The organism is Amycolatopsis sp. NPDC049868 (genome assembly GCF_044461365.1).
In the GTDB taxonomy this organism is placed as follows: Bacteria; Actinomycetota; Actinomycetes; order Mycobacteriales; family Pseudonocardiaceae; genus Amycolatopsis.
In genome coordinates this window covers 1-26,596 of the sequence record NZ_JBITKV010000002.1, presented here as the reverse complement: position 1 = coordinate 26,596, position 26,596 = coordinate 1, and the positions used below count along the sequence as shown (strand labels likewise).

The 26,596-nt window shown below is 68.2% G+C and carries 24 protein-coding genes; 12 read left to right on the top strand and 12 right to left on the bottom strand.

Annotated elements, in window-relative coordinates; genetic code table 11:
- Window position 1: 1 nt before the first annotated feature.
- Genes ACIBTM_RS08120 through ACIBTM_RS08110 form a run of 3 tightly spaced genes read right to left on the bottom strand, consistent with a single transcriptional unit; the run spans window position 2 to window position 4,028 of the window.
- Window positions 2-1,846, bottom strand: coding sequence for a VanW family protein (locus ACIBTM_RS08120; RefSeq protein ID WP_395875842.1), 1,845 nt, complete (start codon window positions 1,844-1,846; stop codon window positions 2-4).
- Between the two features lie 39 nt (window positions 1,847-1,885).
- The gene (locus tag ACIBTM_RS08115) at window positions 1,886-2,179 is read right to left on the bottom strand and encodes a co-chaperone GroES (protein ID WP_007032412.1); all 294 of its coding nucleotides are present in this window, start codon (window positions 2,177-2,179) and stop codon (window positions 1,886-1,888) included.
- A gap of 40 nt (window positions 2,180-2,219) precedes the next feature.
- The gene (locus ACIBTM_RS08110; protein WP_395876755.1) at window positions 2,220-4,028 is read right to left on the bottom strand and encodes an NHL domain-containing thioredoxin family protein; all 1,809 of its coding nucleotides are present in this window, start codon (window positions 4,026-4,028) and stop codon (window positions 2,220-2,222) included.
- Window positions 4,029-4,207: 179 nt separating this feature from the next.
- Here ACIBTM_RS08110 and ACIBTM_RS08105 point away from each other — a divergent pair, with 179 nt between their 5' ends.
- Window positions 4,208-4,777 (top strand): hypothetical protein, encoded by a 570-nt coding sequence (locus ACIBTM_RS08105; RefSeq protein ID WP_395875841.1) that lies wholly within the window; start codon window positions 4,208-4,210, stop codon window positions 4,775-4,777.
- A 266-nt stretch (window positions 4,778-5,043) separates the two neighbouring features.
- On the opposite strand, the gene ACIBTM_RS08100 is transcribed toward ACIBTM_RS08105, so the two are convergent.
- Together ACIBTM_RS08100 and ACIBTM_RS08095 are read right to left on the bottom strand one after the other, a co-directional pair.
- Complete coding sequence (locus tag ACIBTM_RS08100) at window positions 5,044-5,505, bottom strand: SRPBCC family protein (protein ID WP_395875840.1); 462 nt, start codon at window positions 5,503-5,505, stop codon at window positions 5,044-5,046.
- A gap of 35 nt (window positions 5,506-5,540) precedes the next feature.
- Window positions 5,541-7,886, bottom strand: a complete 2,346-nt coding sequence (locus ACIBTM_RS08095) for an oxidoreductase (protein ID WP_395875839.1) — start codon at window positions 7,884-7,886, stop codon at window positions 5,541-5,543.
- A gap of 406 nt (window positions 7,887-8,292) precedes the next feature.
- On the opposite strand from ACIBTM_RS08095, the gene ACIBTM_RS08090 reads away from it, so the two are divergent.
- From ACIBTM_RS08090 to ACIBTM_RS08075, 4 genes are read left to right on the top strand one after another with little or no spacing between them, the layout of a single operon-like run.
- Entirely contained in the window at window positions 8,293-8,799 is a 507-nt protein-coding gene (locus ACIBTM_RS08090) for a PE domain-containing protein (protein ID WP_395875838.1), read from the top strand.
- Window positions 8,799-9,404 (top strand): DUF3558 domain-containing protein, encoded by a 606-nt coding sequence (locus tag ACIBTM_RS08085; protein WP_395875837.1) that lies wholly within the window; start codon window positions 8,799-8,801, stop codon window positions 9,402-9,404. Before ACIBTM_RS08090 ends, ACIBTM_RS08085 begins: the two co-directional genes overlap by 1 nt.
- A 3-nt stretch (window positions 9,405-9,407) precedes the next feature.
- The gene (locus tag ACIBTM_RS08080; protein WP_395875836.1) at window positions 9,408-10,604 is read left to right on the top strand and encodes a hypothetical protein; all 1,197 of its coding nucleotides are present in this window, start codon (window positions 9,408-9,410) and stop codon (window positions 10,602-10,604) included.
- A 1-nt stretch (window position 10,605) separates the two neighbouring features.
- Window positions 10,606-11,349 (top strand): ESX secretion-associated protein EspG, encoded by a 744-nt coding sequence (locus ACIBTM_RS08075; RefSeq protein WP_395875835.1) that lies wholly within the window; start codon window positions 10,606-10,608, stop codon window positions 11,347-11,349.
- Here ACIBTM_RS08075 and ACIBTM_RS08070 read toward each other — a convergent pair.
- The 4 genes from ACIBTM_RS08070 to ACIBTM_RS08055 all read right to left on the bottom strand — a co-directional run bounded on the left by ACIBTM_RS08070 (window position 11,346) and on the right by ACIBTM_RS08055 (window position 14,292).
- Window positions 11,346-12,101 carry an amino acid ABC transporter ATP-binding protein gene (locus tag ACIBTM_RS08070; protein ID WP_395875834.1) on the bottom strand — a complete coding sequence of 252 codons (756 nt, stop codon included), beginning with the start codon at window positions 12,099-12,101 and terminating at the stop codon, window positions 11,346-11,348. The genes ACIBTM_RS08075 and ACIBTM_RS08070 overlap by 4 nt on opposite strands.
- Complete coding sequence (locus ACIBTM_RS08065) at window positions 12,098-12,901, bottom strand: amino acid ABC transporter permease (RefSeq protein WP_125679484.1); 804 nt, start codon at window positions 12,899-12,901, stop codon at window positions 12,098-12,100. Before ACIBTM_RS08065 ends, ACIBTM_RS08070 begins: the two co-directional genes overlap by 4 nt.
- A 70-nt stretch (window positions 12,902-12,971) precedes the next feature.
- Window positions 12,972-13,787, bottom strand: coding sequence for a basic amino acid ABC transporter substrate-binding protein (locus ACIBTM_RS08060; RefSeq protein ID WP_395875833.1), 816 nt, complete (start codon window positions 13,785-13,787; stop codon window positions 12,972-12,974).
- Between the two features lie 217 nt (window positions 13,788-14,004).
- Entirely contained in the window at window positions 14,005-14,292 is a 288-nt protein-coding gene (locus ACIBTM_RS08055; protein WP_395875832.1) for a hypothetical protein, read from the bottom strand.
- Between the two features lie 201 nt (window positions 14,293-14,493).
- Between ACIBTM_RS08055 and ACIBTM_RS08050 the strand changes: the two genes are divergently transcribed.
- From ACIBTM_RS08050 to ACIBTM_RS08040, 3 genes are read left to right on the top strand one after another with little or no spacing between them, the layout of a single operon-like run.
- Window positions 14,494-16,155: a circularly permuted type 2 ATP-grasp protein gene (locus ACIBTM_RS08050; RefSeq protein WP_051972750.1), complete on the top strand. Its 1,662-nt coding sequence runs from the start codon at window positions 14,494-14,496 to the stop codon at window positions 16,153-16,155.
- Window positions 16,156-16,166: 11 nt separating this feature from the next.
- Entirely contained in the window at window positions 16,167-17,114 is a 948-nt protein-coding gene (locus ACIBTM_RS08045; protein WP_378366479.1) for an alpha-E domain-containing protein, read from the top strand.
- A complete protein-coding gene (locus tag ACIBTM_RS08040; RefSeq protein ID WP_395875831.1) occupies window positions 17,111-17,953 on the top strand; it encodes a transglutaminase domain-containing protein in 843 nt (280 codons plus the stop codon). The genes ACIBTM_RS08045 and ACIBTM_RS08040 overlap by 4 nt, the downstream gene beginning before the upstream one ends.
- On the opposite strand, the gene ACIBTM_RS08035 is transcribed toward ACIBTM_RS08040, so the two are convergent.
- On the bottom strand, window positions 17,950-18,954 hold the full coding sequence (locus tag ACIBTM_RS08035; protein ID WP_395875830.1) for a FecCD family ABC transporter permease: 1,005 nt from the start codon (window positions 18,952-18,954) through the stop codon (window positions 17,950-17,952). The two genes, ACIBTM_RS08040 and ACIBTM_RS08035, sit on opposite strands and share 4 nt — an antisense overlap.
- The gene (locus ACIBTM_RS08030) at window positions 18,951-19,916 is read right to left on the bottom strand and encodes a FecCD family ABC transporter permease (RefSeq protein WP_395875829.1); all 966 of its coding nucleotides are present in this window, start codon (window positions 19,914-19,916) and stop codon (window positions 18,951-18,953) included. The genes ACIBTM_RS08035 and ACIBTM_RS08030 overlap by 4 nt, the downstream gene beginning before the upstream one ends.
- 132 nt (window positions 19,917-20,048) lie before the next feature.
- On the opposite strand from ACIBTM_RS08030, the gene ACIBTM_RS08025 reads away from it, so the two are divergent.
- A complete protein-coding gene (locus ACIBTM_RS08025) occupies window positions 20,049-21,047 on the top strand; it encodes an ABC transporter substrate-binding protein (RefSeq protein WP_395875828.1) in 999 nt (332 codons plus the stop codon).
- Window positions 21,048-21,146: 99 nt separating this feature from the next.
- Here ACIBTM_RS08025 and ACIBTM_RS08020 read toward each other — a convergent pair whose 3' ends face one another.
- Window positions 21,147-22,559: a M20/M25/M40 family metallo-hydrolase gene (locus ACIBTM_RS08020; protein WP_395875827.1), complete on the bottom strand. Its 1,413-nt coding sequence runs from the start codon at window positions 22,557-22,559 to the stop codon at window positions 21,147-21,149.
- 373 nt (window positions 22,560-22,932) lie between these two features.
- Between ACIBTM_RS08020 and pdhA the strand changes: the two genes are divergently transcribed.
- From pdhA to ACIBTM_RS08005, 3 genes are read left to right on the top strand one after another with little or no spacing between them, the layout of a single operon-like run.
- Entirely contained in the window at window positions 22,933-24,138 is a 1,206-nt protein-coding gene (pdhA, locus tag ACIBTM_RS08015; protein ID WP_395875826.1) for a pyruvate dehydrogenase (acetyl-transferring) E1 component subunit alpha, read from the top strand.
- A 1-nt stretch (window position 24,139) separates the two neighbouring features.
- Window positions 24,140-25,132, top strand: coding sequence for an alpha-ketoacid dehydrogenase subunit beta (locus ACIBTM_RS08010; RefSeq protein ID WP_125732971.1), 993 nt, complete (start codon window positions 24,140-24,142; stop codon window positions 25,130-25,132).
- A 16-nt stretch (window positions 25,133-25,148) separates the two neighbouring features.
- Window positions 25,149-26,498, top strand: a complete 1,350-nt coding sequence (locus ACIBTM_RS08005; RefSeq protein WP_395875825.1) for a dihydrolipoamide acetyltransferase family protein — start codon at window positions 25,149-25,151, stop codon at window positions 26,496-26,498.
- Window positions 26,499-26,596 lie beyond the last annotated feature (98 nt).

Below are 26,596 nucleotides of genomic sequence, written 5' to 3'. Positions count from 1 at the left end.
CTCAGGCGCAGATGATCGCGGTCCTCGGCGAGTAGGTCGCGTTACGGGTCTCCCGGCGGACCTCCGTCCCGGTGACGACGTCGACGAGCACGCGGGTGTCCGAGGTGCTGAACCCGGCCGCTCCGGGATCCGGGACGCAGCCGGGCCCCGAGCCCATCTGCACCGGCTGCGGGACGTAGGAGTGCCGCTCACCGCCGACGCTCTGCACCGAAAACCGTTTCGTACCCCAGATCCGCACCGTCACGGAGCCGTTGGCGGGGATCACCTGGATCGCGATCCCGGTCGGGGCGTCGTTGACGATCTGCAGATCGACCGGCGATCCGTCGGTGTTGATCGCCTTGGCGTCGCGCGCGACCGGATAACGGTCCAGATGGTTGTCGTGCTCCAGATGACCGCCATCGGCGAGACCCGCCAGGTACGCGGCGTTGTAGAGCGTCGTCGCGAGCTGTGAGACACCGCCGCCGACCACGACCGGCCCGGTGCCGTCCTCGTTCACCGGCGCGGGCACATAGCCCGCGTCCGCCGTCCTCGGCCCGGACCGCGCGCCGAGGCTGAACCGCTCGTTCGGCTTCACGATGGCGCCGGAGACCCTGGCGGCCAGCGCCTGGACGTTCGTCATCGCCGGCCCGCTCAAACCCGACGTGGTGAACTCGCCGATGACCTCGTTGATGCCGAGGACGTTCGCCGCCTCGGTGCTGACGACCGGGCTGCTGGCGTCGTAGACCGCTTTCAGCTCCCGCTCTTCGCTCTTCGCGAGCGCTGAGGTCAGCGAGGAGAACGTGAGGTCCCAGTTGACCTTTCTCGCGTCCTTCGACGGCTGGACCGCCGGTCTGTCGCCGACGAAGACGATCTGCGCGTCCGCGCCGTCGGTCTCGGTCTCCTTGAGCTGCGGTTGCGCGACCGCCCGCAGTTTGCCCTGGTCGATACGCACTTCGAGGTTGCCGTCGTCGCGGGCGGCGAACTGGAAGGAGCCCGCGATCGCGTCCGGTTTCAGCGTCGCGTCCTTGCCTTCGCCGCGGATGACCAGCGGTTTCGCGACGGCCGGGACGACGATCTTGACGAGCGCCGCGTGCACCCCCGGCGAAGTCGCCTTCACCGGCGCGACGTTCACCTTCAGCTCGACACCGTTGTCGCTCAGCCAGCCGTCGGTGACCGCGGTGACCGCTTCCTTGACGTCGGCGAGGGTCTGCCCGTTCCGCGGTTCGACCGCGGCCGGGACGACACCGCCGTCGGTGCCCGCGACCGGCTGGAAGGTGATGTTCCCTTCGACCGGCGGGCGGTTCAGCTTCGCTGCGGCGAGGTCCGAGACGGCCTTCTCGAGCTTCGGCGCGTCTGTCCAGGTGACGACGCCGACCTCGCGGCTGGTGAAGAACGACATCAGCCGCGTGTACGGGCTCAGCGGCTGATGACCGGCGCGGCCCAGCGTCTGCGGCCAGTCCAGGCCGAGACCGGACGACGTCGGGTACAGCACCGTGCGGACGTCTCCCGCCCGTACCCGGACCGGCTCGATCAACCTCGGCTCCAGCTCACGGCGAAGCTTCGACTCGGCCTCTTTGTGCGTGAGACCGCCGACGTCGATCCCCACGACCGTGACGCCGCGCGGGACGTCCCCGGCGCTGACGATCAGATCGACCGCGTACAGGAGCACGAACAGGCCCATGAGCACGCCGGTGACCATGAGGGCCTTGCCGAGCCCCTTGCGGAACTTCGACGCGGGCGTCGGCGGCGGATGTACCACCCTGTCGCCCTCGAAGAGCTCGTCTACCAGGCCCTCGTCGGTTTCAGGGGCAGAGAGGAGGTCTTCGGTGAACGGGTCGGCGCCCGGCTCGTCATGGTTCTCGCGCACCGCCCCTCACCACCCCTCCCGTGGCTCGAGTTATTCGAGTTACAGGTACAACCCCGTGCCGTGTTCGGTTCGTTCGGTCGCCACCGCGTGGATGTCGCGTTCCCGCATCACCAGGTGCCCCTCGCCCTGGATCTCGACCTCGTGCTGGTCGTCAGGGTTGAACAGCACGCGGTCGCCGGTCTTGACGTTCCGCACACTGTTGCCCACGCCCAGTACATCACCCCACGCGAGCCGCCGCGCCACCTGCGCGGTGGCGGGGATGACGATCCCGCCGGAACTTCGGCGCTCCCCGTCCTCGGGGGACAGCTTCACGAGCACCCTGTCCTGCAGCATCTGAATCTCGAGTTTCGGCCGCTCTGACACAGGTACGACTCTACTTACCCGGGTCGCCCGCCATGACCAGGCTCAGCACGCTTTCTCCGCCGTTTTCGAACCGCACCGGCACACCCCAGTCCTGCCGGGTGATGCGGCAGGCGGGATGCTCGCCGCCGTCATCGCAGCTCGCGGCCTGCGCGACGACCTGCAGCACCCCTCCGGTGACACCTTCGGCGAAGCGGAGCTTGCGGAACAGGTCCGTGCCCACCCCGGCGCCGTCGGCGAGCAGTTCCGGCGGCGACGCGCTGATCTCCAGCCGCGTCGACGGGCCGAACCGGTCGTCCAGCTTCTCGCCGGGCGGCGGGGTGAAGACGACGGAGAACTCCAGCTCACCCGGCGCCAGCACGGTCGGCGGACGGCGGACCGCGTGCGCGTCCCCGGCCACGGCCTGCTCCCCGAGCGGCACCGGCCCGATCCGGCCGCCCGCCGACTCGACGACCAGCAGTTCGCCGTCGTGCACCAGCAGACCGGACGGCTCCGCGAGCCCGGTCGCGAGCGTGGTCACCTGGCGGGTGAGCGGGTCGTAGCGACGGATGGCGCCGTTGTAGGTGTCGGCGATCGCGACGGTGTCGCCGGGCAGCACGGCGAGGCCGAGCGGATGCTGCAGCAGCGCCTTGTCGGCCGGTCCGTCGACGTGGCCGAAGGAGAACAGGTCGACGCCGACCGCGGTGTGCACGGTGAACGTCTCGCCCTCGGGCTGGATCCAGCGCAACGCCGACGTCTCCGCGTCCGCGAGCCACAGCTTCTGCCCGTCGGGCGTCAGGCCGGACGTCTGCGCGAAGAACGCCTCGTGGACGTCGCCGTCACGCAGGCCTTCGACGGTCGTTCCTGCGAAGCGGCGGATGGTGCCCGAGACCGGCTCGAACACGCTCAGCGTGTGGTTGCCCGCCATGGCGACCACGACGCCGCCCGCAGGACCCCACCAGGCGACGTCCCAGGGGCTCGTGAGGTCGATGTCGAGCGCCTTGCCGGTGTCGACGCCGTCGCGCCACTGGCGGCCGGTGCCGGCGACCGTGGAGACCTCGCCGGTGATCAGGTCGATCCCGCGCAGCCGGTGCCCGGCCGTGTCGGCGACGACGGCGTGATAGCCCGCGCGCTCGGCGACCTCGTACGGCAACAGGGTGATCCCGGACGGCTCGGTGAAGCTCGCCAGGTCGAAGGGCCCGTCCTGCGCGCCGCGCGCACCGCTGCCGAACCGGCGGATGATCGTCTCGCCGTCGGACGCGAACTCGACGATGGAGTGGTTGCCGGTGTCGGCGACCAGGATGCGGCCTTCGGCGGTGGTGACGGCCTTGCTCGGGAACCGCAGCTCGGTGCGCTGCTCCTCGGCCGGGACGTACGGGCTGCCGCCGCGGCGCAGCGTGCCCTTGGCCTCGTGGGTCGCGACGAGATCGGCGATCACCCGGCGCAGCGCCTCGGCGTGCCCCTCGCCGGCGGCGACGTGGACGACGTAACCCTCGGGGTCGACGACGACGAGCGTCGGCCACGCCTTGACCGCGTATTGGGACCAGGTGGTCATCTTCGGGTCGTTGAGGACCGGGTGATGCACCTCGTACCGGCGCACGGCGGCCTCGATCGCGGCCGCCTCGCCCTCGTGCAGGAACTTGGGCGAATGCACGCCGATGGTCACCAGGACGTCGGCGAACTCGGCCTCCAGCGGGCGCAGCTCGTCCAGCACGTGCAGGCAGTTGATGCAGCCACTGGTCCAGAAGTCCAGCAGGACGACGCGGCCGCGCAGCCCGGCGAGCGTGATCCGCTCGCCGCCGGTGTTGAGCCACCCGTCACCGGCGAGCTCTGGCGCGCGCACACGGGACTGCGTTCGTGGGGAAGTCACGACATGAGTGAACTACACGCGCGGGCGTGCTGTTCCGAGGTCCAGGCGTTGAGAGGGCGAGCTCACCCCTCGGGAGGAGGCCCATGTGGGTGATGAGGGAGGGGTGTTAAAAGGGAAGGCGTCTTCGCGTTGCGCAATTTAGGCTCGAACACATGTCCACTGTTGAGCACGCCTTCACCATCGAGGAGGCACACGACCTCCAGGCGAGCTTGGCCGAACCCGTGCGTCCCGGGTTGAGCGAGGCCGAGCTCGACGACGTCGAAGCCCGCTTCGGCTTCCGGTTCGCCGCCGACCACCGGACGTTCCTGTCCGCCGGGGTGCCGATCGGCGACCGCTGGCCGGACTGGCGCTGCGGCAACCCCGACCAGCTGCGAAAACGCCTGGACTGGCCGGTCGACGGGGTGCTTTACGACGTCGAACACAACGGCTTCTGGCTGCCGGACTGGGGCATGCGCCCGATCGACCTCGCCGACGCGCTTTCGCGGGCCCGATCGCAGCTTGCGCTCGCCCCGCAGCTGGTGCCCGTCTGCGGGCACCGATATCTGCCGGGGATCGCCGGGAGCACGGGATATCCGGTGCTGTCGGTGTATCAGACCGACATCGTCTATTACGGCTACGACCTGCGGGGATACCTGCAGCACGACTTCTGTGGCCAGCCGCTGGGCCCGCCGCCGGCCGGCGGGCCGCGGCACGTCGAGTTCTGGTCGCGGTTCGTGGAGTGAGCGGCGCTTGGGCGTTCACCGCGGTGCTTCGCTGCCCCCAATGTGGCATTGGGGGCATGAGCCCTGCCGTGCGTCGGCTGGACCGCACGCGGCGCGATCTCGGGACCGCGGCAAGGGTCGATGAACGGTCCGTTCATGCCTTGAGTTCGCGCGGCCCGGCTACTACATGTGGGCGCGTTGCACCTGGACCGTCACCAAATGTGCCCCAGGTGGTAGCAAAGGTCCCTTGCTCTTTTCGGTGATCCGGGGCCCGCCGTGGTATGGGGTCAGGACTCGGCGGCAGCCTTCAGCCGGGCCAGCGTCGCGGCGATGTTCGCCCGGTTGGCGTCGTCCCGCTTCCAGACCCCGGTGAACAGCGACGTCGGCCCGCGCAGCCACCCCGGCCGCCGGTCCCACGTGCTCTCGACGGCCACGCAACCGTCGCCCGAGGCCTCGATGTCGTACTGCCAGCGCGAGACGGGAAGGCCGGCGACAGTGGTCACCTCGAACGCGAACCGCTTGCCCTCGTCGGCGTCCGTGATCGTCGAAAGTGTGCTCCAGCGACGGAACCCGCGGCGATTTCGGCCGCGAAACTTGGCGCCGACGGCTGCACCCGCGGCACCGACCCAGCGGTGTCCCTCGTATTCCTCGGCCATGCCCGCGAGCGCACCCGGGTCACTGACCAGGGAATACACCTTCTCGGGCGGGGCTGCGATCGCGATCTTGCCGGTGGCGCTGGGCTCCGTCATGACATACCTCCGTACTGATGGTATGTGAAGTACCCTCAGTTGTCGCGGCGGAGCATGCGACTGATCCCGGCCGCGACCGTCGTCGCCAGCACCCAGCCCGACGCGGTGAACCCGGCCGCGACCCAGTTGTCCATGCCGTGCATGTACCAGCGCGACTTGTTGCCGAAGTCGACGATCGGGACCAGCAGGTCGATCGTGTACAGCACCGGGTTCCACTGCAGCCCGGTGTCGTCCTGATTGACCAGGCAACGCGGCCCGCTCACCGTGAGATTGGGCTTGGTGACGCAGTCGTCGACCCCGAACCCGAACCACAGACTGCCCAGCACGAGCAGCGTCAGCAGCCAGCCGAGCGCACGCACCGGGCGGAAGCCGTAGCCGACCATCGATCGCTGCAACCAGCTCCACACGTGCACGCCGGGCCCGAAGAACTTGAAGCCCTTCGCAAGCGCCTCATACCGGAACTGCTGCTTCTTCAGCAGCACCGTGGAGGCGTGCTCTTCATTACCGGACGCGCGCAGCGTCGCCGCCAGCTGGTCGTAGGGGCCAGGGCGGTAACCGTCCATCGCCTTGCGCAGCAACACGATCCGATGGTCGATCGCCCGGTCGTCGTCGAGGGCGATGTCCTCTTGTAGTGCGTCGTAACGGAAATCTTCCAGCTCGATCCCCGTCGCCGACGCCCAGAACGCCTCGTTGTCGCCCAGCGTCCCGCAATGCGCGCGGCGCAGCACGATCCGGCCGTCCGGTGGAACGGCGGGCGTGAGCAGGAATTCGTCGGCCGACACGTCACTGCCGTCGAGCGCGATCCCGTGCTGCGGCAGGGAACCGAGCCGCGCACCGCGGAAGTCGACGCGGCGTGCGACCTGTGCGCCGTCGAGGTTGACCCCGCCTTGCGCGACGAACGGGCGTTCCTTGTTCTCGGTGAGGATCAGATCCCGGCCGATCCGCGCGGTGCGGACGTCCAGCGAGTAGCTGGTCCGCGTGCGCGCGCCGGGCTCGGTCAGGCTCGTGCCGAAGAGGTTCACGCTGCCGCCGATCTCGGCGCCCTGCAGCCGCAAGGTGCCCTGGACGGTCGCGTCCGTGAGCTGGAAGTTGCCCGCGATCTTCGCGCGCCGCGCGGAAAAGACGTCGCGACGTGGGTGCAGGAACATCGAGTTCCACGCCAGCACGTTGCCACCGACGGTGATGTCGGCCATGCGCAGCTGCCCGGACGGCACCCGCAGGCTCGTCGCCTCGAGATCACCGCCGATGGTGGTCCCGTCGAGATGGATCGCGCGGTCGTAATAGGGAATGCTCTGCCCGCGGACGACCTGGACCTCGGCGCCAGCCAACCGCAGCGAACCGCCGATGCGGGCGTTGACCATCCGCAGCGTCCCGGTGGCCTGCATGCCGTCGCTCAGCTCGAAGTTTCCGTTGACCGTCGAGCGATCCGCGACCAACGCCGGCCGCGGATCGATGTACGGATCGTTCGACTTCCACGCGTCGACGACGATCGGCCCGGACTGGTTCACCGAGAGCTTGGCCTCACGGAAGATGATGTCACTGTCCACAGTGGCGCTCGGCAGGAACATGATCCCACTGGCGGAGAAGCGTTTCCGCTGCGCGGCTGGCCCATAGTTGTCCACCTCGCACAACAGGCTGCCGCCGATGTGGATGCCGTTGCCGTTGAGCGCGAAGCCGTCCCGGTTGTTCAGTGTCGCGCCGGAGAAGTTGACGTTACCGCCGGCCCGCATACCCGGGATGCGCACTTCTCCGTTGGCCACCAACCGATACGCCAGCAGCGCGCCGACGATGTTGACCCGGTCGGCCTGGATCGCCTTGCCTCGCGGATGGGTGATCACCGTGCGGGTCAGCACGACCGAACCCTCGATGACCGCGTCGGTGAGGTTGACCGCCGCGTTCGGCATCCCGCGCTCGCGATCGTCGCCGCGCTGGACCGTCGTCTCCTCGATCTCGTGCTCGGCGTCGACGTGCACGACACTGCGGATGAGGCGGACGTCGTTGCGGGTGCGGAGGTTGCGCGCCTTGAGCCCGGGCAGCCAGCACTTGCGGAACACGAGCCCGAGCAGATGCGCCTCGCGGACGTCCGGCGGATGCTCGAACCGGCATCGCTCGAAGCGGAACAGATACTTGATGTCGGCGGCGCGCAGATCGAGTGTCCCGGTGATGTACGCGTCCTCGACCTGCACGATCGGCGCGTTGGTCGCCTGACGGCGCCATCGGAGCAGCCCCGTCGTCCCCGGCTTCATCAGCTCGGACGCCGGTACCTCGTACCGCTTGTCGGGGTTCGGGTCGAACGGGTCGAGCGGCGGCAGGGACGTGTCGCCGTTCTGGTCACCTTCCCCCGGGTCGCGCGGCCCGTTGTTGCGCCGAAAACCCGGCATCGTTTCGCTTCCCTCCCCCGTCGTTCCTCGGCCACCAGCGAAGCCGATCACGCACGGGATTCGCAAGTGGCCCAGGACAGTAGACCGGAACCTGCCACGGAATCGCGACGGCAGAACGGCCGCCTCGGGCGCCGGAACAGGCCGTTTGCTTCCGCGGCGGTGATCTTGGCCGGATTCTGCGCCGGGGCGGCGGTTCGCTGCTCCGGTCACCCACCGGAGTCAGGGGAACTCCCGAGCAGGTGAAACCATCGATCTGGACATACCAGACCCGATAGCCGACTTTCGTTGGTGATCTTTCGCGAAGGGGCTGTTCGGCGGTTTACCTGCTGCTATCGTCACCGGTTGGAGTCAGACGTGAACTACGGGTAGGTCGCACCCCAACGCGGCCCGTGCGGGGAGGCACGAAATGACAGGACCGGGAAGCGGCCCTCAGGGGGTCTACAACCAGCTCAACACGACACCGCCGCAGGCCCCACCACCGGGCTCGGGGTTGATCCAGGGCGCCGCCGCGGCACCGCCACCGCCTGGTCCGCCGCCGAACTACACCGAACTGGGTAGCGGCCAGGCAAAGGCCGACTTCGCGGCGGCTTCGGCGAACGGTGGCTGGGAGTTCGATCCAGCGGCTATGGACCAGGTGATCAAGTCCCTCGAAGAGTGCATCGAGAACGACTTCAGCCGAGCTCAAGACCACGCGACCTGGCTGACGCTGATTCAACCTCCAGGTAGCGAAGTCGGTAGCGAAGGCTATGCCGCCGCCGCGAACGCATCCGGCGCGCAGTACCAGGCCTTCCTGCAAGGCGCACGTGCTTACACCGAGTCCTACCTCGGAACCTTGAAGCAGATCCGCACCGCCTACCAAAATCAAGACCAGGCTGCCCTCGACGCCCTCCGTCAGATTGGAAAGACCGCCTGATGCGACCCACCGCCACCTTCCTGACCTTGGCAACACTGGCATCGGTCGCATTGTTCGGAGGTTGCAGCGCCAAGAAGCCCGACACTCCGCCCGCGACCGGCGCGCCGTCGTCGACCGGGCTCCCGTCTGCCGGAGCCCCTGCCGTGACAGATCCGATCGCGAACACCTCGGCGGTCGAATCAGACCCGTGCGCAGCCATTCCCGCCGCCGAGATCGAAACCATCGCCGGAAAGGTCAAGCGGACCCGTGCCGAAGACATGACCGCGGGCAAGGCTTGTACCTGGATCTTCGAAGTGAGCCCGACTACGGTCAATGCAGGCCTTGTCACGGGCAACAAAGGTGGACTAGGCGCGCTCTACGCGCAGCACGCTTCTGGAAGCCTTACGACCTTTAAGCCAGTGGATCCCGTAAACGGATACCCCGCGGTCGTATACGCCAACGGAGGAGAAGGCAAGGGGAACTGCACTCTCGCCGTCGGTATCCGGGACGACCTCATCTACAACGTGATCCCGCGACTTTCCAGCGAGCACCCGTCCTATTCAGACCCCTGCGGCCTGGCAGCCAAGGTGGCCGCCGCTGCGATCAAGAACCTCAAAAGGGCATAGGCCATGACCTACAGCGGCTGGGAGATCTTCACCAAGCTCAACACCAATCCGGCGACAACCGAAACCCTCGACAAGGCTCAGGTGTCATCGCACAAGCTGATGGTCATTCACGAAGACATCAGCAAGGCCATGGGCGACAGTCAAACCGCGCTGAGTTCCTTCTGGAAGGGCAAAGCCGCCGACAGCGGAACAGCGGGCCTCGCCCCGCTCATCGCGACCTCCAAGCTCGCGGGCGAGAACATGGACCGCGCCCGTCAGTCGATGTTCGACCAGAACGCCTCTTTCCATTACACGCGCGGCAATGTGCGCCCGGTCGAGAAGGAGCGCGCGGGGGACAGCGGGCCCGAGGACGTCCTGTCCATCGGCGCGAGTGACGACGAGATCGCGGCGGCGAAGTTCGACGCGGACACCAAGCACAACGTCGAGATCTACGAGCCGTACTACCAGAGCACCCAGCCGCGGCAGCAGTCGCTCGCGCCGGCTTACCCGGCCGCGCACGATCCGAACGTTTCGTCGGGGCCGATCACGCCGGATCCGATCGATCCCGGTCAGACCAAGGTCAGCGGGTTCAGCGGCGGGCCCGGTGATTCCGGGCGGCACAGTGGTCCCGGTGGGTACACCGGCGGGCCGAGTTCGTACAGCGCGCCTCCGGGGGCCGAGGGGTATCAGGCGCCGAGGCCGCCGCAGGTTCCGCCGGCGCCGAGGGTTCCGCAGATGCCGCGGCCACTGCCTTCGCAGCAGCCGGACGATCGGACCAAACTTTCCCGGACGGACGACCGGATACAAGCGAGGCCAGTCGACTATCGCCAACCCGGCTTCGGGCCGGGCACCGGCGGACCCGGTGGCGGCAACGGATTCGGACCGGGATCGGGCGGATTCAGTGGCGGCTTCGGGCCCGGCGGTTTCGGGCCAGGTGGGTCGGCGGGCGGGCCGGGGAGCATGGGGCCCGGTCGCGGCGTCGGCGCCGCCATGCCCGGTGAAGGTGCGATGCGCGGAACCCCGGCGGGAGGCCCCGCGGCGGCGGGACGTCCCGGCGCGCCCGGGATGGGCGGCGGCGGGATGGGCGGCGGCGCCGGCAAGGGCAAGGGTGGCGAGGACGAGGAGCACCAGCGCAAGATCACGCTGCAGGAAGAGGACGGCGACTCCCTCTTCGGCGGCTACGACGGTGACAAGCCGGTCCCGCCGGTGATCGGCGCGTAACGTGCTGCAGAAGCCCGTCGAGCTGACGCTCCAGACCTACGAAACCCTGCTGGACCAACACAATCTCGGCGACATCCATCCGACGCTCGTCCGTGGCGCGCAGTGGTACCTGCCCGAGGAACGCCGTGAGCTCGCCGCGACCGCGCAGTCCGAATTGGACAGACAAGGCCTGCTCACTCGTGGCCGGATCGACGACGAATTCCTCGACACACTGCGTTTCCTGCAGCGTCCGGCGGTGGAGTACTACTCGTGGGTGAAGTCCGAGGGGCGTGAACGGACCGTTCGCGCCGCGGGCAGTGGCCGGGAAGCGGTCAACGTCGTTTTGGTCGACAAGATCGTCTACCTGACGCCGACGCGGCCGGACACGCTGGCGCAGGAATTCACCGGTCTGCTCCCCGAGGCTCCCGCCGCGCGCACACCGTCCTTGAACTGTTCGGAAGCCGATCTTCAGGTCCTGATGAAGGGCGAAATGCTCACCGGCAGCGGCCCGAGCATCCGCGACGCCAAGAAGATCCTCCAGTGGATCCGGTCGCCGCACACCTTCTTCGGCAGGCTTTACGTCGCCATCCGTGACGGTGGCGGCAACCGGAAACGCGTCGAAAGGCCGCCGGGCTGGATGGACACCGAATACGGCCGCGTCGTGTTCGGCCCGGACGCCAAGGGCTGGGTGAGCCTCATGGGCGCCGGGCCGCACGAAATCGTCGCGAAGGTCGTCCAGCTGGAGGCGCAGCTTCGCGGGCGTTAGCCCTGGTGGTTCGGGTTCAGGACCCGCGAGAGGAACGTCTTCGTGCGCTCCTCCTGCGGGTCCCCGATCACCTGGTCCGGCGCGCCCTGCTCGACGACGACGCCGCCGTCCATGAACAGCACGGTGTCGGCCACCTCGCGGGCGAACTGCATCTCGTGCGTGACGACGAGCATCGTCATGCCCTCTTGCGCGAGTTGCCGCATGACCGCGAGGACGTCGCCGACCAGTTCGGGGTCCAGCGCGGACGTCGGCTCGTCGAACAGCATGACGTCGGGATCCATCGAAAGCGCCCTGGCGATCGCGACGCGCTGCTGCTGCCCGCCGGAAAGCTGCGTCGGCAGCGAAGATTCCTTCTCCGCCAAGCCGACCTTCGCGAGGTTTTCCCGCGCGATGCGCTCCGCCTCTTCCTTGCCGCGCTTCAACACCTTGCGCTGCGCGACGGTGAGGTTGTCGAGCACGCTCAGGTGCGAGAAGAGGTTGAACGACTGGAAGACCATGCCGATCTTCGTGCGGGCGCCGTCGATGTCGACGTCCGGATCGGTGATCTCGCTCCCGTTGACCACGATCTTGCCCTGCTGCGGTTCCTCAAGGAGGTTGACGCAGCGCAGGAGCGTCGACTTGCCCGAACCCGACGGGCCGATGATGCAGACGACCTGGCCGCGCTGGACCTCCAGGTCGATGCCCTTGAGCACCTCGAGCTCGCCGAACGCCTTGTGCAGTCCCGAAACCTCGACGATCGTCTGGGTGCTCATACCGTTCCTCCGCCGGGCACTCCGGCTCCGTATTTCTTCTCTAGCCGCTGCTGCAGGATCGACAGCGGAATGGTGATGACCAGGTAGCACAGACCGGCGACGACGATCGGTGTCAGGCCCTTGGCCTCCAGCAGCGCCTGACGGCTGAACTGCGCGAGTTCCTGCTGCGCCGGCGTGGTGCCGAGCAGGAACGCCAGCGAAGAGTCCTTCGTCAGCATGATCAGTTCGTTGGCCAGCGGCGGCAGGATGATCCGGAACGCCTGCGGGATCACGACGGTGATCATCGTGCGCGCTGGCGACATGCCGAGCGAACGCGCGGCCTCGACCTGCCCGCGCGGCACCGCCTGGATACCGGCACGGATGGTCTCCGCCATGTAGGCCGACGACACGATGCCCAGCGCCAGCATGATCGCGACGTTGCGCGGCAGGGTCGTGTCGAACGCGGTCGGCACGCCGATGCCGACGGCGAGGAAGATCAGCAGCGCGGGCAGGCCGCGGAAGAACTCGATGTACCCGCGCGCGAACCAGCGGTACGGGCCGACCGAGGAAAGTCTCATCAGGGCGAGCAGCAGGCCCATCCCGAGGCCGAGCGCGAAGCCCAGCGCGGTGAAGACGATGGTGTTCTTCAGTGCGACGGTGATGACATCCGGGAACTGCTTGGCGGCGACTTCGAGATCGAAGAACGCCTTGCCGATCCTGCTCCAGTCGGCCAGCAGCGCGAGCACGATGACGATCACCAGCAGCAGGACGTACTGCCCGGTCCGGAAGGCCGAACGGCGCTGGCGGCGGCTCAAAGCCATTTCTCTCCTCAAACAGGTGGCGACAAGCCTGTGGCCGGTGCACTGGCACCGGCCACAGGAGAGCTGATTATCAACCGGCGGCCGGGCTGCCCGGCTGCCAGGTCGGCGCCTTGCCGAACCACTTCTGGTAGATCTGCGCGTAGGAGCCGTCCGCCGCGGACGCCTTGAGCACCTCGTTGATCTTGCCGAGGAGGGCGCTGTTGCCCTTCTTCACGCCGATGCCGTAGAACTCGTTCGTCTTGAACTCGGTGACGACCGTCGTGTCCGGGTTCGTCTTGGCGAAGTCGTAGAGCACGCCGTTGTCGTTGACGCCCGCGTCGACCGTGCCGTTCTTGACGGCCTGCTCCAGCAGCGCGAGGTCGTCGAAGGTGACGATCTCGGCGCCCTTCGCCTTCTCCTTGGCGTAGTCGGCGCCGGTGGTGGCCGACTGGACACCGATCTTCTTGCCCGCGACGTTGGAGAGGTCCTTGATCGGCGAACCGGTCTTGACCAGCAGCGCCTGGGTCGCCTCGAAGTACGGGTCGGAGAAGTCGAACTTCTCCTTGCGCTTGTCGGTGATCGTCATGCCCGCAGCGGCGAGGTCGCACTGTCCGGTGTTCATCGCTTCGCCGGACTCGATGGTCTCGAAGGCGATGTCGACGATGCTCTGCTCGACACCCAGCTTCTTGCCGACCAGGTCGACCAGGTCGACGTCGAAGCCGACGATCTTGTCGCCCTGCTTGACCTGGAAGGGCTGGTAGGGCAGGTGCGTGCAGGTGGTGACCTTGCCGGACGCGACGAGCTGGACGCCGCCGGCCGCGGTTCCGCCTTCCTCGCCGCACGCGGACAGCGCACCCGCGGCCAGGGCGAGCGCCGGGATCAGGGCGAGCGCTTTGAATCGAGCCACGTCGTCACTCCTTGTAGTTCCCATGTGTCGAGAGCATGCATAGTGCCACTCATCCGGCGGCAAGCACAGCACCGAGACGTTACAGCGCTGTTTCTAGCGAAGATCGTCCCGACAACGGGATCGAGCCGACCGTGGTCCCGGTGGGTCCCGACAGAGGTTCAACTGGCCCGGCACGTGAAACACGGTGGGGCGCCGAAGCGCCCCACCGCCGCCCTATCTACTTGGGCCAATATTGGAACCTGTAGCCGTTGTAGCAGATACCCGCACAACTGGGATCAACAGGAAAGTACTCGAGCGGCCCGACGTTGTAATAACGGGCGAAGTTGCTCCGCTCACTGACACAGCTATCGTAGTTGTGACCGCACCAACGACTCGTGACATCCGCTACGCCGACACTGGTCGACGGCGCCGCGGCGCCGTCCTGAGCTGCCATCGCGACACCCGGAACAGCCAACGCCGCCACTGCGGCACCGGCCACGATGAACGTCTTCACAAGATTCTTCACAATTCCCCTTGAAAATTGCATGTAAAATTCAGAGCCTGCTTATCCAGCAGGTAATGTGCGAGTTATACGCATGGCGAAACGCCGAACAGAATCCAACCTTCCCCAGTCAGGTTTGAATACGCCCGGCGAGGCTAGCATCAGGCTGATCATTCCAACAAGCCAACCCGGGCATCTCGCGCCGAACGGGGTACATGGGTCACGATGACCCCCATGAACAACAACTCGGCGCCGCGCCTCCCACCCGCGGGTCGCCGCCCGCGGACGACGACGTCGGCTCGGCGCGCGGCGAAGCCCGGGGCGCAGTTCGACGGCTATCTTTCGCCGTCCCGGCCGCACGCGGGCGCGTACGACGAGATGTTCACCGCCGACGGCACGGTCCGCCAGCCGTACCGCGCGCTGTACGAATCGATCTCCGCGCTGACGTCGGCGGACCTTTCGTCCCGGTCGGCGGCGATCGACCGGGCCATGGTCGACCAGGGCATCACGTTCTCGCTGTCCGGCCAGGAACGCCCGTTCCCGCTCGACCTGGTGCCGCGCGTGATCACCACCGCCGAATGGAGCAAACTCGAACGCGGTGTGGCACAACGTGTCCGTGCGCTCGAAGCCTTCCTCGCCGACGTGTACGGCGACCGCCAGATCCTGCGTGACGGCGTGCTCCCGCGACGGCTGATCACCTCGTGCGAGCACTTCCAGCGCGAGGCGTTCGGGATCAACCCGCCCAACGGCGTCCGCATCCATGTGTCCGGTGTGGACCTGGTGCGCGACGAGGAGGGCACCTTCCGGGTACTGGAGGACAACCTCCGCAACCCGTCCGGGGTGTCGTACGTGATGGAGAACCGCCGCACGATGGCGCGCGTGTTCCCGGACCTGTTCGCCCAGCACCGGGTGCGCCCGGTCGGCGATTACGCCTCGCATCTGCTGCGCGCGCTGCGGGCGGCGGCCGCGGCGAACGTCGCCGATCCGATGGTCGTCGTCCTCACGCCCGGCGTGCACAACTCCGCGTACTTCGAGCATTCGCTGCTGGCCCGGCTCATGGGGGTCGAGCTGGTCGAGGGCCGCGACATGTTCTGCCGGGACAACGTCGTCTACCTGCGCACCACCGAGGGCGAGCGGCAGGTCGACGTCATCTACCGGCGGATCGACGACGAGTTCCTCGATCCGGTGCACTACCGGCCGGATTCCGTGCTCGGCGTGGCCGGGATCCTCAACGCGGCCCGCGCGGGCAACGTGGTGATCGCGAACGCGGTCGGCAACGGCGTCGGTGACGACAAGCTCGTCTACACCTACGTGCCCGAGATGGTGAAGTACTACCTCAACGAGAAGCCGCTGCTGCCCAACGTGGACACCTTCCGGTGCTGGCTGCCGGACGAGTTCGACCACGTCATGCAGCATATGGACGAGCTGGTGATCAAACCGGTCGAGGGTTCGGGCGGGTACGGCATCGTGTTCGGCCCGGAGGCGACGCAGGCCGAGCTGACCGCGCTGAAACGGAAGGTCCGGGCGCACAAACGCGGCTGGATCGCGCAGCCGGTGGTCCAGCTGTCCACGGTGCCGTCCAAAGTGGACGACAGGCTGGCGCCGCGCCACGTCGATCTCCGGCCGTTCGCGGTCAACGACGGCAAGGAGATCTTCGTCCTGCCGGGCGGGCTGACCCGGGTCGCGCTCCCGGAGGGCAGCCTGGTGGTCAACTCGTCGCAGGGCGGCGGCTCCAAGGACACCTGGGTGCTGGCACCGCGGTCTTCGACGGCGGAGCGCGAGCTGGAACGGCCCGCGCTCGGCGCACTGTCCCAAGTGGACGGCCTGGTCGCCGAGCAGGGACCGGAGCTGACCACCACCCAGCAACAGCAGCAGCAACAGGCATAAGGGAGGTTGATGTGCTCGCCCGCAACGCGGAATCGCTGTACTGGATCGGCCGGTACGTCGAACGCGCCGATGACACCTCCCGGATTCTCAACGTCTCCGTGCATCAGCTGCTCGAAGACGCGAGCGTCGACCCGGACCACGCGAGCCGTCAGCTGCTCGCCGTCCTCGGCATCACACCCGAGGGTATGGACACCCTCGACGTGTGGAAGCTGACCGAACTGGTCGCCTACGCCAAGGACAATCCCGCGTCGATCGTCGGCTCGATCAACTCGGCCCGCGAGAACACGCGCGGCGCGCGTGAAGTCGTTTCGACCGAGCTGTGGGAATGCCTGAACGCGACGTGGAACGCGGTGCCGGACAGGCAGCGGTACGCGCGCCGCGCCGGGCCGCACGCGTTCCTCTCCTTCGTGGAAGAGCGCGCGGCGATGTTCGCCGGACTCGCCGATTCGACGATGAGCCGCGACGACGGCTGGCTGTTCATGGTGCTCGGCCGCTCGGTCGAACGCGCGGACATGGTGGTGCGGCTGCTGCTCTCGCGAGTCCAGGACAGCGCGTCGTCACCCGGCTGGATCACCGTGCTCCGTTCGGCGGGCGCGCAGGACACCTACCTGCGCACCTATCGCGGCGCGCTCGACGCCGGCCGCGTCGTGCAATTCCTGTTGCGGGACACGCTCTTCCCACGTTCGGTGTTCCACGCGTTGCGGCAGGCCGAGGAATGCCTGGAGCGGCTGGACCCCGGCGTCAACTCGCGTGCCAACGAGAAGTCCGAGGCGCTGCGGCAGCTGGGCCGCGCGCGCAGCGAGCTGGAGTTCCTGCGGCCGTCGGATCTGCTGGAGGACCTGCCGAAACGCCTCGGTGCCCTGCAGACCTCGATCAAGGACATCGGCGACGCGGTTTCGGTGCAGTACTTCCATTCGTCGCCTTGGGTGGCCTGGAGCGGTGCGGAGGTTTCGCTGTGACCTGGCAGCTTCGGGTGGCCCACCGGACCGGATACCGGTACGCGACGCCGGCCACGCAGTCGTACAACGAGGCGCGGCTGACCCCGCGCTCCGACCGGCGGCAGACCACGGTCGTGAACCGGGTCGAAACGACGCCGGCGACCCGTGCCTATCGGTACACGGATTACTGGGGCACCGTCGTGACCTCGTTCGACCTTCACGCGCCGCACACCGAGTTCACCGTGCTCGCGACGTCGGTGGTCGAGACCGCCGACGAGGGCGAGCCGGTCCGTTCGGCCACGTGGAAAGACCTGCGCGGCGACACCGTGGTCGACCACCGCACCGAGTACCTGACGCCGACCGCGTACACGCCCCGCGACCCGGAGCTGTCGAAGGTCGCGCGCGAACTGCGGAAGGGGCTCGACCCGGCGGAGGCCGTGCTCGCGATCTGCGAATGGGTCAACCAGCAGCTCAAGTACCAGCCGGGGACGACCGGCGTGCACAGCACGGCGACCGACGCGTGGCGTGCGCGCGAAGGGGTCTGCCAGGACTTCGCGCATGTCACGCTGGTGATGCTGCGCGCGATCGGCGTCCCCGCGCGCTACGTCTCCGGCTACCTCCACACGAAACCGGAGGCGAAGCTCGGCGAGACGGTCGAAGGCGAGAGCCATGCCTGGGTCGACGTCTGGACCGGCGGCTGGTGGGCCTACGACCCGACGAACGCGATCCCGGTCGGACCGCGGCACGTCTGGGTCGCGTACGGCCGGGACTATGCCGACGTGCCGCCGCTCAAGGGCATCTTCACCGGTGGCGGTCAGTCCACTTTGGACGTCTCGGTGCAGCTGACCCGGCTGACCTAGGCGCGTCGTCGAAGCAGCAGCCACAGCAGGTACGCGCCGCCGAGGGCCGCCGCGACGACGCCCGCGGGCAGCAGTGAAGACTCCAGCAGACGCTGGCCGAGGTAGTCCGCCGCGACGACCAGGGCCGCCCCGACGAAGGCCGAAGCCGCCAGGTTGGGCCCCGGCAGACGCGTCATCCGGCGCGCGAGCTGGGGCGCGGCGAGGGCGATGAACGGCAGCGGCCCGGTCGCGGCGGTGGCGGCGGCGGCCAGCGCGACCGCGGCCAGTATCAGCGTCAACCGAACTCGATGGACGTCGACGCCGATGCCCGTGGCGGTGTCATCGCCCATTTCCAGCATGCGCAGCGCGCGGCCGTTCACGAACACGACCGGGGCGAGCACCGCCACCGCGACCGCCAGCGGCACGAAGTAGCCCCAGTCGCGGCCGGAAAGGTCACCGACCAGCCAGCCGACGGCCTGCGCGGCGGCTTCGAGGTTCGCCTTCACCAGCAGATACGAGTTCACGCCGACCAGCACCGCGCTGACCGCGATCCCGATCAGCACCAGCCGTGAACTCAGCAGGCCGTGCGGCGCGCACAACGCCATCACGACCAGCGCGGTCAGCAGCCCGCCCGCCAGCGCGCCGAGCGACACGAGCCCCGGGCCGGAGCCGAGGAACAGCAGGGTCACGATGCCGCCGGTCGCCGAACCGGTGGTGAAGCCGATGATGTCCGGGCTGCCGAGCGGGTTCCGGGTGATCGTCTGGAAGACCGCCCCCGCGAGCGCCAGTGCGGCCCCGACGAGGATCGCGACCAGCACGCGCGGAAGCCGCCCCATGACGACCAGGTACTGCGCCTTCGTCCCTTGACCGCCCAGGGTGGCGAGCACTTCGCCGGGACTCATCTCGTAGTCGCCCGTGCCGACCGAAAGCACGACGAGTGTCAGCGTCACCAAGGCCAACGCGGCGACGACGACCAGTGATCGTCTGTCCAAACCGGACTCACGACGGACGAACGCGGTCATCGGCGCACCGCCTTCAGTCGCCGGGCCACGATCACGAACGCGATCCCGCCAACGACGTCGGTCATCACGCCGACCTGGATCTCGCCCGGTGAGCCGAGCAGACGGCCGAGGACGTCGCAGCCGAGCAGCAGCACCGGCCCGAGCAACGCCGAAATCAGCATCACCCAGCGTTCGTCCTGGCCGATCAGCGTCCGGACGACGTGCGGGATCATCAGGCCGACGAAGGCGATCGGCCCGCAGGCCGCGGTCGCGGACGCCGCAAGCAGGCCGACGGCGACCATCCCGGCGACGCGGACGAGCGCCGGATTCGCGCCGAGACCGCGGGCCGTGTCCTCGCCCAGCGCCAGCGCGTTCAGCGCGCGGGCCAGCACGATCGCGATCACCACCCCCGCGATGAAGAACGGCAGCAAGACCGACAGCTGATCCAGATTCCGGTTGACCAACGAGCCGACCAGCCAGAACCGCATGGCCTGCAGGTTGTGCGTGTTGATCATCTGCATGCCCTGGTTGATCCCGACGAACACCGCCTGGACCGCGACCCCGGCGAGCACCAGCCGCAGCGGGCTGGTGGCGCCCCGCGTCCCGCCGATCACCGAGACCAGCGCGGTTCCCGCGAGCGCCCCGGCGAAGGCGAACCAGACGTACTCGCCGGGCGAAGTCACCGAGAACAGCGTCGAGCCGAGCACGATCGCGACCGCGGCGCCGTGATTGATGCCGAGCAGGCCGGGTTCCGCGACCGGGTTGCGGGTGATCGCCTGCATGAGCGAGCCCGCCAGCGCGAGCGCCATCCCGACCAGGACGCCGAGCACGGTGCGGGGCAGGCGATCGTCGCGGACGACGACGTCGCTATAGCTCCCGTCGTAGGCGAAGAGGGCGTGGAGGACTTCGCCGAGCGAGAGGCGGTTCGAGCCGAAGCCGATCGACAGCAGGATGACCGCGACGAGCGCTGCCAGAGACCCCACGAGGACCAGCGTTCTCACGGAAACGCTGGTCCTGGGTGATCTGACGCGCTCCGTGACCTGGACCATGGCCCTCAGAGTAAGCGAAGGCTAGCCTAACGACGAAATCCGGTACGACGGCGAAAGAAGATCTCCATGCACCTCTCCCGACGCGGCTTTCTCGCCGGCTCCGCGGCGCTCGGCGCCACCGGCCTCCTGACCGCCTGCGGCTATCAGGACGAGACACCCACGCAGGGAGCGGGCGCGACCTGGTCGTTCACCGACGACCGCGGCCGGAAGCTCGAAGGCGAGCGGCCGGCCCGGATCGTCGCTCAGGTGACCGCGGCGGCGGCGCTGTGGGACCTCGGCGTGAAGTCGGTCGGGATCTTCGGCCCGTCGAAGTTCGCCGACGGCAAGCCGGACCCGCAGGCGGGCGGCGTCGACCTGAACACCGTGACCTCGCTCGGCAACGTGTGGAACGAGTTCAACTTCGACAAGTTCGTCTCGTTGAATCCACAGCTGCTGATCAGCGTGATGTACCTCAAGGACCAGATGTGGTACGTCCCGGACACGCAGGCGGAGAAGATCGACAAGGCCGCGCCGAGCGTCGGCGTCCGGCTGCAGGACATCTCGATGCCCGAAGGGATCGCGAAGTTCATTTCGCTCGCGAAGGCGCTCGGGGCCGACACCGAGACTCCGGCGATCAAGGCCGCGAAGGAGGAGTACGAGAAGGCTGACGCCGCGCTCGGCGAAGCGGCGAAGGAGGCCGCCGGGCTGAAGATCCTCCTCGTGTCCGCGCAGAAGGACGCCGTCTACGTCTCCAACGCGCCGAAGTTCGCGACCTCGAAGCATTACCAGAGCAAGGGGCTGGACTTCGTCAAGCCGGAGGCGCCGGACGAGAGTCAGGGCGGTTACTACCAGCAGATCAGCTGGGAGAACATCGGCAAGTACCCGGCCGACGTGATCATGTACGACAACCGCGGCGGTTCGCTCTCGCTCGGTCCGGACGGGCTCGGCGGCGTGCCGACCTGGGCCCAGCTGCCCGCGGTGAAGGCCGGGAAGCTGATCCCCTGGAACAACGAGACGCCGTTCTCCTACCAGCGCTTCACGCCGCAGCTGACGGAGCTCGCCGCGGCGCTGAACAAGTTCGCATGAGTGGATGCGCCTCGGCACACCCTCCCGCGCGCAATGAAAGGTCCTTTCCTTGCAAATTTTGCAAGGAAAGGACCTTTCATAGCAGCGTGAGCCGGGGGATCAGCTCCGGGCGTGCGCGTCCAGGATGTGCGCGACCGCCTCGGTGACCCGCTGCGCGAAATCGATGTTCAGCCACTCGTCCGGCACGTGGATGTTCGAGTCCGGCCCGCAGGCGCCGGTGACCACGAACTGCGCCTCCGGGTACTTCTCGCCGAGCAGCCCCATGAACGGGATCGACCCGCCCATGCCGTAGCTCTTGTGCGGCGCGCCGAAGACCTCGCCGCTCACGTGGTGCAGGGCCTCGTCGAGCCACGGCGCGGTGTCCGGAGCGTTCCAGCCGTTCTCGGCCTGGAAGTCGCCGAGCTCGACCGAAGCGTCGTACGGCACGTCGGTGGTGAGCACGCGGCGGACCGCCTCCATCGCGGCCTGCGCGTTGGCGGTCGGCGGCAGGCGGAAGCTCAGGGTGAGCGTGGTGCTGTCGCGCAGCACGTTGCCCGCGTCGGCCGGGAGCGGGAAGCCCTCCGCGCCGATCACGGAAAGCGTGGGCCGCCACGAGTTGTTGAGCAGCAGTTCCAGATCGTCGTCGGAGACCGTCCGGCCGACCACCGGGAAGAGCGTCTTCGCCGCGCCGGGCGCGATCTCGACGACGCCGCGCGCCTCGTCGACGCGGTTCTCCGGGATGTCGACACTGAGCTCGGCGAGCTTGATCTCGCCGGTCTCGACGTCCTCGATCCGGTCGATCAGGGCACGCAGGACGCGGAACGAACTGGCCACGATGCCGCTGGCCATACCGGAGTGCTGCGCGGATTCGAGCACCTTCACCGTGACGTTGACGTGCAGCATGCCGCGCAGGCTGGTGGTCAGCCACAGCCGCTTGTAGTCGGTGCCGCCGGCGTCGAGGCAGACGACCAGCGAGACCGCGCCGAGCTTCTCCTTCAGGTGCTCGACGTAGGCGGGCAGATCCGGGCTGCCGGATTCCTCGCCGGTCTCCAGCAGCACGACCGCGCGGGAGTGCTCGCCACCGGCGGCGCGCACGGCCTCGATCGCCGTCGTCGCCGCGTAGCCGGAGTAGCCGTCGTCGACCGCGCCGCGGCCGTACAGCCTGCCGTCGCGGATCACCGGCGTCCACGGGTCGAGCCCCTCGGACCAGCCGCCGACCGGGGGCTGCTTGTCGAGGTGCCCGTACATCAGCACGGTGCCCTTGTCGGCGGCTTCGGACGTCGCCGGGATGTCGACGACCAGCAGCGGGCTGCGGCCTTCGAGCTCCACTACCTCGAGCGTCGCGCCGGGGATCTCCCGTGCGGCGATCCAGGAGCGGACGTGCTCGACGGCGGCGGCGAGATGGCCGGTCTTCGCCCACTCGGCGTCGAACGCCGGCGACAAGGCGGGGATCGCCACCAGGCCGGACAGGCTGGGAAGGACGTCGTTCGTCCAGTTCGAAACCACGGTTTCGCGTACGGATTTCTGCTCCACGTCCGCCATCCTGCCACGGGTGCCGGAGAGTGGGATGGATCACAGCGGCGGGCACGGATCGTCATCGGCCGAGCCGGACAGGACACCCGTCCGGGTCCGTCGTCCGCTGGTCGGCCCGCGAGTGAAACCCCTACTTTCGGCGGCCCCACACTCGGGCTTCCTAGCATTTTCCCTGATCAGACACCCTTTCTCAGCAACAAATCAGCATCCGCCACTGACCAAAACGGCGTCCGGCATGCCAGGATGTGCGCACGAACCGTCAACGCCGATGGTGACCCAGCGCTTCAGATCCGACGCGCTGGTCCCCGCCGGCGCAGTCACTGTGGCCGCCACAAGTGGCCGCCAGAGGCGCCGACATCAAGGAGAGCAGCGCATGCCGTCCGAACACTGGACGCACCCGGAACCTGGAGACGGTCCCGCCGCGGTAGCGGCGCAACCTTCCCCCGAACAGGTGATCGCCGGTTTGCGAGCAACGAGCGAAGGTGGCGCTGAGCTGACTCAGCTGCTCACCCCCGAAGGCGAACGGGTCGCCTCGCCGCGATTCGACCGCTACGTCGACGACATCGACACCGAAGCCCTCAAGGGCCTGTATCGCGACATGGTCCTGGTCCGCCGCGCGGACCGCGAGGCCAACGCGATGCAGCGCCAGGGCCAGCTCGGCATCTGGGTGCCGCTGCTCGGGCAGGAGGCCGCGCAGATCGGCTCCGGCCGCGCGCTGCGGAAGGGGGACATGGCGTTCCCCAGCTACCGCGAGCACGGTGTCGCGTACACCCGCGGCGTGGACCTCAAAGAGGTGCTCGGCATCTTCCGCTGCACCGACCACAGTGGCTGGGACTACCAGGCCCACGGCTTCCACCCGTACACCATCGTGATCGGCAACCAGGTGCTCAACGCCGCCGGTTACGCGATGGGCCAGAAGTTCGAAGGCAAGGTCGGCGACGACGACAGCGAAGCGACCATCTGTTACTTCGGTGACGGAGCGACTTCGCAGGGCGACGTGCACGAAGGCTTCGTCTGGGCCGCCGTCTACGACGCGCCGCTCGTGTTCTTCTGCCAGAACAACCAGTGGGCGATCTCGGAGCCCACCGAACGCCAGTCGCGCCTGCCGCTGTACCAGCGCGCCCGTGGCTACGGCTTCCCCGGCATCCGCGTGGACGGCAACGACGTCCTCGCCTGCCTCGCGGTCTCCCGCTGGGCGCTGGAGGAGTGCCGCCACGGCAACGGCCCGGTGCTGATCGAGGCGTTCACCTACCGGATGGACGCGCACACCACCACCGACGACCCCACCCGCTACCGGCTCTCCGACGAGCTGGAGGAGTGGAAGCTGAAGGACCCGATCGAGCGCGTCCGGGCGTACCTCGCCCGTGGTGGCGGCGCCGACCAGGCGTTCTTCGACCAGGTGCAGGCCGATTCGGACGCGTTCGCGGCCGAGCTGCGCGACTACTGCTTCAACATGCCCGAACCGCCACCGGACCGGATCTTCTCCAACGTGTACGCGGAGTCCACTCCGCTGCTGGACGCGCAGCGTGAAGAGTTCCTGTCCTACATGGACGGTTTCGCCGGGGCGGGTGAGCACTGAAATGGCCGACCTCCAGAAACTCACCATCGGCAAGGCCCTCAACCTCGGCCTCCGTCGCGCCATGGAAGAGGACCCGAAGGTCCTGATCATGGGTGAAGACGTCGGCAAGCTCGGCGGCGTCTTCCGCATCACCGACGGCCTGCAGAAGGACTTCGGCGAGCAGCGCGTCCTGGACACGCCGCTCGCGGAGTCGGGCATTATCGGCACCGCGGTCGGCCTCGCCGTCCGCGGTTTCCGCCCGGTCTGCGAAATCCAGTTCGAAGGCTTCATCTTCCCCGGCTTCGACCAGATCTCCAGCCAGGTCGCCAAGCTGCACTACCGGACGCAGGGCAAGATCAAAATGCCCATCGTGATCCGGGTGCCGTTCGGTGGCGGCATCGGCGCGGTCGAGCACCACTCGGAGTCGCCGGAATCGCTGTTCGCGCACATCCCCGGCCTCAAGGTCGTCTCGGTTTCGAACGCCGTCGACGCCTACTGGGGCATCCAGCAGGCGATCAAGTCCGACGACCCGATCCTGTTCTTCGAGCCGAAGAAGCTGTACCACTCGGGCGCGATGAAGTCCGAGGTCGACACCGACACCACGCCGGACCCGCTGTTCAAGTCCCGCGTCGTCCGCGAAGGCACGACGGCCACCGTCGTCGCGTACGGCCCCTCGGTGAAGGTCGCGCTCGACGCGGCGACCGCCGCCGAGGACGAGGGCAAGTCCCTGGAGGTCATCGACCTGCGGACACTGTCCCCGCTCGACCTGGAACCGGTGTTCGAGTCGGTGCGCAAGACCGGACGGCTCATCGCGCTGAGCGAGGCGCCGTCGGAATCGTCGCTGACCTCGGAGATCGCCGCGCGCGTGCAGCAGGAATGCTTCTACTCGCTGGAAGCCCCCGTGCTGCGGGTGACCGGATTCGACACGCCGTACCCGCCCGCCAAGCTCGAGGAGCACTACCTCCCCGACCTGGACCGGGTGCTGCACACCGTCGACCGTTCGCTCGCCTGGTAAGGGGGAAATCGCTGAAATGCCCGAGTACAAACAATTCCCCCTGGCCGACACGGCGGAGGGGCTGACCGAGGCCGACATCATCGCCTGGCAGGTCAAGCCGGGTGACACCGTGACGGTGAACCAGATCGTCGTCGAGGTCGAGACCGCGAAGGCCGCCGTCGAACTGCCCATCCCGTGGGCGGGCGTGGTCACCGAACTGCTCGTCGAACCGGGCCAGACGGTGGAGGTCGGCGCGCCGATCCTCACCATCGACGTCGACCCCGGCGGCAAGGCGGCCCCGGCACCCACCGCCGCGCCCGCGGCGGAAGAGCCGGCGGAAGAGGAGATGAAGCCGCTGGTCGGCTACGGCTCCAAGGCCGTCGTCACGCAGCGTCGGGCGCGGAAGGGCGCGGCTCCCGCCCCCGCCCCCGCCCCCGCCCCCGCTCCGGTGGCGGTGGCTCCGGCTCCCGTCGCGCCTGCTGCGCCTTCGAAGCCGAAGGGCGGGTACGTGCCGCTGGCGAAGCCGCCGGTGCGCAAGCTCGCCAAGGACCTCGGCGTCGATCTGCACGCGCTCACCGGCACCGCCGACGGCGGCGTCATCACGCGTGACGACGTGCAGGCTGCCGCCAACGGTTCCGCCGCACCGGCCGCCGCCGCGTCCTCTGTGGACAGTGGGTACGACCCCGCGACGCGGGAACGCCGTGTCCCGATCAAGGGCGTCCGCAAGGCCACCGCCGCCGCGATGGTGCAGAGCGCCTACACCGCCCCGCATGTCACGGAGTTCCTGACCATCGACGTCACGCCGATGATGGAATTCCGGGAGAAGCTGAAGAAGTCGCGCGAGTTCGCCGGGGTCAAGGTCACTCCGCTGACCTTCGCGGCGAAGGCCGTCTGCCTGGCGGCCAAGCGCACTCCGGACGTCAACGCGGTGTGGGACGAGGCGGCGCAGGAGATCGTCTACAAGGACTACGTGCACCTCGGGATCGCCGCGGCCACCCCGCGCGGGCTCGTCGTGCCCAAGGTCCGCGACGCGGATTCGATGTCCCTCAAGGAACTCGCGATCGCGCTCACCGAGCTGACCGACGTCGCCCGCGAGGGCAAGACCACTCCGGCGGCCATGCTCGGCGGCACGATCACCATCACCAACGTCGGCGTCTTCGGCGTCGACACCGGTACGCCGATCATCAACCCCGGCGAGTCCGCGATCCTGTGCCTCGGCGCGATCAAGGACACCCCGTGGGTGGTCGACGGCGAGATCAAGGTGCGCAAGGTGCTCCAGCTTTCGCTGAGCTTCGACCACCGCGTGGTCGACGGGCAGCAGGGCTCGGAGTTCCTGGCCGACGTCGGTGCTTTGCTGGCCGATCCGGCGGTCGCGATCACCTACTGACGTTTCGCGCGTGAAGGCCCCCTTCCCTCGGCTGAGCCGAGGGAAGGGGGCCTTCACGCGCTTCGGTCCCTATTTCACTTGACGGAGTGAGCGCTCAC